Source organism: Lactimicrobium sp., assembly GCF_036453465.1.
GTDB lineage: Bacteria > Bacillota_I > Bacilli_A > Erysipelotrichales > Erysipelotrichaceae > Bulleidia.
The window spans coordinates 21,487-28,395 of record NZ_JAZHUW010000029.1; the positions used below are offsets into that span (position 1 = coordinate 21,487).

General features: G+C 46.1%; 7 protein-coding genes. All 7 read left to right on the plus strand.

Translation table 11 applies throughout. From position 1 onward, the window contains the following. Nucleotides 1-8 precede the first annotated feature (8 nt). The 7 genes from SOI44_RS07795 (at nt 9) to SOI44_RS07825 (ending at nt 6,830) form a co-directional block, all read left to right on the plus strand. The gene (locus SOI44_RS07795; protein WP_331348646.1) at nt 9-1,112 is read left to right on the plus strand and encodes an ABC transporter ATP-binding protein; all 1,104 of its coding nucleotides are present in this window, start codon (nt 9-11) and stop codon (nt 1,110-1,112) included. After that, nucleotides 1,099-2,052: an ABC transporter ATP-binding protein gene (locus tag SOI44_RS07800; protein ID WP_331348647.1), complete on the plus strand. Its 954-nt coding sequence runs from the start codon at nt 1,099-1,101 to the stop codon at nt 2,050-2,052. The genes SOI44_RS07795 and SOI44_RS07800 overlap by 14 nt, the downstream gene beginning before the upstream one ends. Before the next feature lie 141 nt (nt 2,053-2,193). Next, nucleotides 2,194-3,483 carry an ATP-binding protein gene (locus SOI44_RS07805; protein WP_331348648.1) on the plus strand — a complete coding sequence of 430 codons (1,290 nt, stop codon included), beginning with the start codon at nt 2,194-2,196 and terminating at the stop codon, nt 3,481-3,483. A gap of 124 nt (nt 3,484-3,607) precedes the next feature. Continuing rightward, nucleotides 3,608-3,904, plus strand: a complete 297-nt coding sequence (locus SOI44_RS07810; protein WP_331348649.1) for a GNAT family N-acetyltransferase — start codon at nt 3,608-3,610, stop codon at nt 3,902-3,904. Between the two features lie 299 nt (nt 3,905-4,203). After that, nucleotides 4,204-5,610, plus strand: coding sequence for an RNA-guided endonuclease IscB (gene iscB / locus SOI44_RS07815; RefSeq protein WP_331348650.1), 1,407 nt, complete (start codon nt 4,204-4,206; stop codon nt 5,608-5,610). Nucleotides 5,611-5,687: 77 nt separating this feature from the next. Next, nucleotides 5,688-6,230, plus strand: a complete 543-nt coding sequence (locus SOI44_RS07820) for a glutathione peroxidase (protein WP_331348651.1) — start codon at nt 5,688-5,690, stop codon at nt 6,228-6,230. 57 nt (nt 6,231-6,287) lie between these two features. Beyond that, entirely contained in the window at nt 6,288-6,830 is a 543-nt protein-coding gene (locus SOI44_RS07825; RefSeq protein ID WP_331348652.1) for a glutathione peroxidase, read from the plus strand. The last annotated feature ends 79 nt before the right edge of the window (nt 6,831-6,909 follow it).

Sequence of the window (6,909 nt, forward strand, 5' to 3'; positions counted from 1 at the left end):
GGAAGCGTATGTCACTTGTACCACGTAAGAAAGAGGACCGTGTCCTTTCTATCCGCGATCTGAATATCTCGTTTGAAACATCCGCCGGCAGAGTCAATGCCATCCGCGGTGTCCGCATGGACCTGTTCCGCGGCGAGACCATTGCCATCGTTGGTGAGTCCGGCTCCGGCAAGTCCGTTACCGTCAAGACCATCATGGGCATCCTGGCCAGCAACGGCCGCATTGATTCCGGTACGATCAACTATACGTATACGGATGAAAAGGGTGAAAAGCAGACCGTCGATCTGACCAAGCTGTCCCAGCGTGAAATCCGTTACCGCTTCAATGGCAAGCACATTGCCATGGTCTTCCAGGATCCGATGACTTCTCTTGATCCAACCATGCAGATTGGCAAGCAGATCATGGAGCCGATCACGACCCATGAGAATGTATCCAAGGAAGAAGCCCGCAAGAGAGCACTGGATCTGCTGACAGAAGTCGGCATTGAGAATCCTGAGAAGCGTTTCAAGGAATATCCGCACCAGCTGTCTGGCGGCATGCGGCAGCGTGTCGTCATTGCCATTGCTCTGGCCTGCAATCCGGATATCCTGATCTGTGATGAGCCGACTACGGCACTGGATGTGACCATCCAGGCCAAGATCCTGGAGCTGATCAAGAGGCTGCAGGAAGAACATAACATTTCGGTTATTTACATTACCCATGATCTTGGCGTTGTGGCCAAGGTGGCAGACTATGTGGATGTCATGTATGCCGGCCGCATCATTGAGAAGGGTGATGTCAATGAGATCTTCTATGATCCGCGTCATCCGTATACATGGGGCCTGCTGGCTTCCATGCCGGATACCGATACGGATTCCACCCGTCTGTTTGCGATTCCGGGCACGCCGCCGAACCTGCTGGAGAGAATTCAGGGTGATGCCTTTGCCCCACGTAATCCATATGCACTGGCGATTGATTACAAGGCTGAACCGCCGATGTACAACGTTGGCGGCAAGCATCGTGTCGCTTCCTGGCTGTGTGATCCAAGAGCACCGAAGGTTGAGATGCCGGAACAGCTGAAAGTGAGAATTGAGAAGATGAAGGAGGAGGATAAGCGCTATGCCGGAAATTGATTACAATCAGGAACCGCTGCTGCATGTGGAAGGCCTGAAACAATACTTCCGTATTTCCCGCACCTATACAACCAAGGCTGTGGATGGCATCTCCTTCGATATCTACCGTGGTGAGACATACGGCCTTGTCGGTGAATCCGGCTCGGGCAAATCAACCACTGGCAGAGCCATCATCCGCCTGTATGATCCAACAGCCGGCAAGATTATCTTTGACGGCCATGATATCTCAGGCAAGCTTTCCAAGAAGGATGAGTCTTTCCTGAGAATTAATATGCAGATGATCTTCCAGGATCCGATGGCGTGCCTGAACCCTCGTAAGAAGGTCAAGGAAATCATTGCCGAAGGACTTGAGCTGCATCACCTGTATAAGGATAAGGAAGATCTGGATAATAAGGTCTATGCAATTCTGGATCGTGTCGGTCTGTCACATGAACATGCGACCCGTTATCCGAATCAGTTCTCTGGTGGACAGAGACAGCGTATTGGTATTGCCAGAGCATTGATCATGCATCCGGAGCTGGTCATTGCTGATGAAGCCATTTCCGCACTGGACGTTTCCATTCAGGCACAGGTTGTTAACCTGATGAAGGACCTGCAGGATGAAATGGGCATTACATATCTGTTCATTGCCCATGACCTTGCCATGGTCAAATACATCTCTGACAGAATCGGTGTCATGCACCTCGGATACATTGTCGAAACAGGTACGACGGATGAAATCTTCTCCAATCCGATTCATCCGTACACAAGATCACTGCTGTCTGCCATCCCGCATCCAAATCCTATTGTGGAAAAGACGAGAGTGGCACTGAGCTATGATAAGGACAAAGAAGGTGTTGATTACAGCAAGGGTGTCATTCACCAGCTGACCAAGACACATTCTGTCCTGGCCACAGATGAAGAATTCGCCAAGTGGTCCAAAGAACATTACAACGCATAATTTACCCTTACATATCCTCCTTGATGGAACCTGCAGAATGAGCCCTGCAGGTTCTTTTATTGCTTGTGATAAAAAACTTTGCATGATAATATGCAGTCGAAAGAATACAATAATTATTAATAAATTCCGGATGGTTATACTATGATAGAAAGAAAAATATATCTTGAAAAACTGATAAGGAAACAATGGAACGGTCGGATTAAGATTGTAACTGGTATTCGCAGGTGTGGAAAGAGTACCTTGCTTTTTAATTTGTTCACAGATTATCTGAGAACACAGGGTGTGTTGGACAATCAGATTATTGCGATCGCTCTTGATGATGATCAGAATGCGGATCTGCGGAATCCGGACCATCTGTCTTCTTTTGTTCGTGAAAAAGCATCTGACCGTACGCAGAAGTACTATGTGCTGATCGATGAGATTCAATATGCAATTTCAAAAGAAGAGCTGAAGCAGGAGGACAGGCCTATCAGGCTTTATAGTGTCTTAAATGGGTTCCTGCATCTGAAGAATATTGATGTTTATGTGACTGGAAGCAATTCAAAAATGCTTTCCAAGGATATTTCAACTGAGTTCAGAGGACGCGGCGATGTTATCCATATGTATCCGCTGTCTTTTGCTGAATATTACGCAGCTTCCAACCTTGATAAGCAGGATGCTTATAACGAGTACAGCATGTATGGCGGCATGCCCTATCTGCTGAAATTAGATGAAGATGAGGATAAATTCGACTATCTTTCAAACCTGTTTGAAGAAATCTATTTCAAGGATATAGAAGAAAGATACACGATTGCGCTTCCCTCTGTTCTGAAATCTCTGACGGATGATTTATGCTCTTCGGTTGGCTCTCTCACAAATGCTAGTAAGATTGCCAGAACACTTCAGAGTACTCAAAATATTCATGTAAATCCGGAAACAATCAGTAATTATCTGAATTATCTTACGGAAAGCTTTTTGTTTTCAAAAGCGGATCGATATGATGTGAAGGGGAAAAAGTATTTTGAATATCCCTCGAAATACTATTGCACTGATGTTGGTCTGAGAAATGTCCGACTCGGTTTAAGACAACAGGAAGAAACCCATATTATGGAAAACATGATTTACAATGAGCTTCTTGTCAGAGGCATGCATGTGGATGTGGGGGTTGTTCCGGTATCTGAAAAAACTGCAGATGGAAAATATATCCGTAAGAGCTGCGAAATCGATTTTGTGGCGAATAAGGGATACAAGCGGTATTACATCCAATCTGCGCTGAATATGGATTATGAAGAAAAAGCACAGACGGAACTGCGCCCATTAAAGTCTGTAAATGATTCTTTCAGAAAAATTGTGATATCAAAATCTTATGGTAAGAGCTGGATTGATGAAGATGGCATATTGCGAATCAATCTGATTGATTTCCTGTTGGATCCTGACAGCCTGGATCGGTAAATTGAGGTTCTGTGATGTATGACCATCATAAGAGTAAAACCACCCGGAAGTTACATATAATTATGATGAAGTTACGAATGAATCGCCGATAAGGAAAACAGGCATATCAAATGGAGAATAAACAATGAATCATTATGGAACCTGCAATATTGAAACCAAAAGGCTGCTGTTAAGAAGATTTGAGATGGAAGATGCTGCGGCAATGTATCAGAACTGGGCATCTGATCAGGAGGTCACAAAGTATCTGACCTGGCCGGCTTATACAAGCGAAGATGATGCACAGAAGACATTGAAGGAATGGATTTCTTCCTATCAGAATCCTGCTTTCTATCAGTGGACAATTGTGCCAAAGGATCTCAGTCAACTACCCGCGGCTGAAAGCCGCAGGCTTGTGAGAAGCAATTCTCATAAGCTTGGTTGATTAGCCTAAGTGCTTCGAGCACTACGTTGGCCAAGAATATCAGGTACCAGCAGATGCTTCCCAAGTCTGCTGCTCTACGGGCTGCTGTTAAAAACCGCTGAGGGTAGGCGGCGTGCAGCAGTCATCACAACCTTGGCACAACATTGGCGATGGGAACCATCGTAACTGCACATTTGTGCAAGTACGGAAATCCTGCAGTCAGTACGATGCAGGGAAGCGTAAGCGAGTCTGACAGATATATCTGTCCGGCGACTGTCATTTGACAGGTTTCAATGTTTAACGAAAGGAGGCTATTAACCATGGCAGTTGCAATTATTTCTAAAACGGGCCAGAAGTTGATGCCAACCTCTGAACGTCATGCAGCCAAACTGCTGAAAAGCGGGAAGGCCGTCATTGAGCAGTATCGGCCGATCTTTACGATCAGGCTCACCAAGAGAAAGAGAGGCAAGACTCAGCCGATTGAGTACGCCAGTGACACAGGTTATCAGCATGTCGGCGTATCTATCAAATCAGAAAAGCATGAGTTTGTGCATCGCCAGTATGACATGCTGGCAAACGAAACAGAACGGCATAATGACTGCCGTAAGTACCGCAGAACAAGACGAAACAGACTGCGGTACCGCAAGCCACGGTTCAACAACCGCAACCCAAAACAGACAAAAGGCGAAGCACTTGCCCCGTCTTTGCAGCACAGAGTTGATAACCAGACACGGCTGTTCGACTCCTTCTGCAAGGTCATGCCAATCACCACTGCTACGTTTGAGATGGGAAAGTTTGACACCCAACTTTTGCAGGCAGAGGCGGATGGTAAGCCATTGCCACAGGGCAAGAACTACCAGCAAGGCAGTAAGTATCTGTACCAGACAGAGCGTGCCGCTGTGTTCGGCAGAGACCACTATACCTGTCAGGTTTGCGGAAGAAGTATCAAAGACGGAGCTATTCTGCATACCCATCACATTGGCTTCTGGATGACACCGCCGTATCGGTCAAACCGGATTGGCAATCTGCTTACCGTGTGTGAGAAGTGCCACATGGCTAAGAACCACAAAGTAGGCGGCAAACTTTGGGGTATAAAGCCAAAAGCAGACAATCTTGCTGGTGCAAGCTATATGTCCTCTGTCAGATGGCGGATGTACTACGCATTAGTGCTGAATCATCCTGAAGTAGAAATTCATATCCAGTATGGTGCAAAGACAGCTCTTACCCGCAAAGAGCGTCATATTGCAAAGACACATGCCAATGATGCCTACTGCATCGGAAGTCATCGTCCTCTGCATCGGTGCAGAGAAGAACTGTTCGTCAAGAAGCGGAGGAACAACCGCATCCTATCAAAGTTCTACGATGCCAAATATATCGACATTCGGGATGGTAAGAAGAAATCAGGTGCACAGCTCTCATGCGGCAGAACAAAGCAGAGTGAGAGCAGGCGTACAGAGAAGAACGAACGCATCTTTCGCGGACAGAAATGTTCTGCTGGACATACCAATACGAGGAAACAGCACTATCAGTTCCAGCACGGTGATGTTGTACTTTGGAAAAGTGTAAAGCACTCAGTCAAAGGTACACACTGCAACGGGACAAGAGTGCTGCTGGATACGGGCAAGTCAGTCAGGTTAGCCGATTTGCAGTCTATTAGAAAAGAAGGAGGATGGGCGGTTCCTCTCGGCAATAAATTGCCATGTATCCCCGCCCGAAATTTTCAATGAAATTCTGAGCATCTGATTTGCAGTAAGGACAGGCTAACTATATGATCATGGCAGAAACCAATAAAGGAGAAACTACCATGAGTAACGTATATGATTATTCTGTTCCTACCGTCGATGGCGGTACAAAGTCACTGAGAGATTTCGAGGGCAAGGTGATTCTGATTGTCAATACAGCAACAGGCTGTGGTTTTACGCCGCAGTATGAACCGCTGGAAAAGATGTATGAGGATCTGCATGACAAGGGACTGGAGATTGTGGATATCCCATGCAACCAGTTTTATGGTCAGGCACCGGGCAGTGATGAAGAGATTCATGAGTTCTGCACACTGCACTATCACACAACATTCCCGCAGTACAAGAAGAGTGATGTCAATGGTGACAACCAGCTGGATCTGTACCGCTATCTCAAGAGCGTGAAGGGCTTTGAAGGATTCAGCGGCCCGATGGCTGACAAGATGAATGATCTGCTGTCCAAGGTGGCACCGGATTACATGGCAACCACAGACATCAAGTGGAACTTTACAAAGTTCGTTGTCGATCGTGAAGGCAATGTTGTCAAGCGCTTTGAGCCGACAGCTGATATGGCTGATGTCCGCGCATTTGTGGAAAGCCTGCTGTAAGAAAACAAGATTGCCGGAAAAGGAAATCCTGCTATGATTGGCACTGGAGACAAAACAATGAACAAGATCGAGACATACAGTCTGCCATGTATGGATGGCAGTGAACAGTCACTGAAGGATTTTGCCAATCAGGTGCTGCTGATCGTAAATACTGCAACAGAATGCGGCTTTACCTGGCAGTATGAACAGATGCAGCAGATGCAGGAGGATCTCCATGACAGCGGATTCACGGTGCTGGATATCCCGTGCAACCAGTTCATGGGCCAGACACCGGGTACTGACAAAGAAATTCATGATTTCTGTGTGGAAAACTATCACATTACATTTCCCCAGTACCACAAGAGTGAAGTCAATGGCATCCATGAACTGCCCCTGTATACTTATCTGAAATCACAGCAGACATTCCATGGCTTTACAGGTGAAGAATCAGAATTAATGGATGATCTGTTACAGGAATGGAAGCCAGACTATAAAAAGACATCAGATATCAAATGGAATTTCACCAAGTTTGTCGTTGACCGCAAAGGCAATGTCATCAAACGGTTTGAATGCACCGAAGATATGGACGATGTCAGAAATTGTATTGGGCAGACTCTGTAAGGATAACGCACGAATTAAATTGAGCATTAATGAGTAGCTTAATACATGACACTACAGTATAATATTTTCAGATAGAATA

Excerpts from the sequence above, each read along its gene's own strand:
- iscB (WP_331348650.1), top strand. The coding sequence starts at position 4,204 with ATGGCAGTTGCAATTATTTCTAAAACGGGCCAGAAGTTGATGCCAACC.
- SOI44_RS07810 (WP_331348649.1), top strand. The coding sequence starts at position 3,608 with ATGAATCATTATGGAACCTGCAATATTGAAACCAAAAGGCTGCTGTTA.
- SOI44_RS07805 (WP_331348648.1), top strand. The coding sequence starts at position 2,194 with ATGATAGAAAGAAAAATATATCTTGAAAAACTGATAAGGAAACAATGG.
- SOI44_RS07825 (WP_331348652.1), top strand. The coding sequence starts at position 6,288 with ATGAACAAGATCGAGACATACAGTCTGCCATGTATGGATGGCAGTGAA.
- SOI44_RS07800 (WP_331348647.1), top strand. The coding sequence starts at position 1,099 with ATGCCGGAAATTGATTACAATCAGGAACCGCTGCTGCATGTGGAAGGC.
- SOI44_RS07820 (WP_331348651.1), top strand. The coding sequence starts at position 5,688 with ATGAGTAACGTATATGATTATTCTGTTCCTACCGTCGATGGCGGTACA.
- SOI44_RS07795 (WP_331348646.1), top strand. The coding sequence starts at position 9 with ATGTCACTTGTACCACGTAAGAAAGAGGACCGTGTCCTTTCTATCCGC.